The sequence below is a fragment of the Corallococcus sp. CA053C genome (genome assembly GCF_003611675.1).
Lineage (GTDB): Bacteria > Myxococcota > Myxococcia > Myxococcales > Myxococcaceae > Corallococcus.
This window is the reverse complement of sequence record NZ_RAWA01000767.1, coordinates 1-1,482: the sequence shown is the minus strand read 5'-3', so window position 1 is coordinate 1,482 and position 1,482 is coordinate 1. Positions and strand designations below refer to the sequence as shown.

The 1,482-nt window shown below is 69.2% G+C and carries 2 protein-coding genes; one reads left to right on the top strand and one right to left on the bottom strand.

The annotated features are described in order from the left end of the window. On the bottom strand, positions 1-673 hold a 673-nt coding region (locus D7V97_RS42975), incomplete at its 3' end, for a MotA/TolQ/ExbB proton channel family protein (protein WP_147445260.1). Between the two features lie 42 nt (positions 674-715). On the opposite strand from D7V97_RS42975, the gene D7V97_RS42970 reads away from it, so the two are divergent. Further along, positions 716-1,482 (top strand): DUF4292 domain-containing protein (locus D7V97_RS42970; protein ID WP_120616262.1); only part of this gene is annotated, 767 nt, incomplete at its 3' end.

Genomic DNA, 1,482 nt, shown 5'->3' with positions numbered 1-1,482 from the left:
TGTGTATAAGAGACAGCAGGGGGGCCCCGGTGGCGCGCTCCTTGAGCAGCTCCACGAACTCGTCGCCCAGGAGGCGCAGCTCCACGAGCACCCGCGACAGCCGGGCCTGGAAGTAGTTGTAGAAGACCATCGCCTGCACGGCGACGAGGATGCCCACGGCGGTGGCCACGAGCGCCTCGGAGATGCCCGTCATCACGGCCGCGGAGCCGCCGGTGCCGCCGGCCTCCACGTCCACGCCCAGGTCCTTGAACGAACGCATGATGCCGGCCACGGTGCCGAAGAGGCCCACGAAGGGCGTCGTCGAACCGATGGTGGCGAGCAGCCACAGGTTGCGCCGCAGCTTGAGGCCCACCTGGGCGCGCTCGCGCTCCACGGCGGATTCAATGCCATTGCCGCCGGTGGTGCGGCTGCGCTCCCAGCGGTCGAAGCCCGCGAGGAAGATGTCGGCGGCCACCGCGTCGGAGCGCTCGGCGGCGGTGCGGGCGGCGGCCACGTCCCCGCGCAAGAGGTGCTTGTGGACGATCTCCCCCAGGCCTCGGGAGCGCTCGCTCACCCCCCAGAGCGTGATGAGCCGTTCAATGGCGACACCCAGGGCCACCACGGAGGCGCCCAGGAGGAGGGCGAGGGTGACGCCGCCCAGCCGAAGGTAATGAAGTAGATCGTTCAGGCTCATGTTTGATGACCGGGCTGGGAGCCCTGGCTCACACTAGGACATATGAACCGCGCAGCCGCCGCAATCTTCCTGGCCCTCCTCTGTTCTGCCTGCCCCAAACGCCTCGAGTTCGGTCCGGAGGGCCGCATCGAGGACGCCCCGACGCTCTACCAGCACGTGCGCGAGCGGCAGGCGCAGGTGGTGAACCTGGAGGGCGACGCCAAGCTGCGCGTGGACTCCCCCCAGGGCAGCGGCACCCTGGGCACCTTCCTCTCCATCACGCGTCCGGGCCTCATCCACCTGGAGACGTACGACTTCTTCAACCGGCCGGTCGCCTCGCTCGTCTCCGACGGCGCCCGCTTCGGCGTCTACCAGGCGCAGGGCAACACGTACTTCCAGGGGCCCTCCAGCCCGGAGAACGTGTCCCGCTTCCTGCCCATCGTCCTGCCAAGCGAGGAGCTGGTGGCCGTCATGCTGGGCCAGGTGCCACTCTTGCCGCCGGAGACGATGACGCTGACGCTGGACGAGAAGGAGCGCGTGTACGTGCTGACGCTCGTGCGGGGTGCCGCGAAACAGACACTCCGCGTGGATCCCCGGCACCTGCGGGTGGTGAAGAGCGAGGTCCGGGGTGTGCCCGGCTACGACCTGGCGTTCGAGGACTTCAAGCAGCGCGGCGAGCTGCTCTTCCCCGGCAAGGTCATCCTCACGGCCTCCCAGGCGGACACGAAGCTGGAGCTGCGCTACACGGAGATCACCCTCAACGGCCGGCCGGACCTGCCGCTCTACGAATTGACGCCCCCCGAGGGGGCCAGGGTGGTGGAGGTGGACGC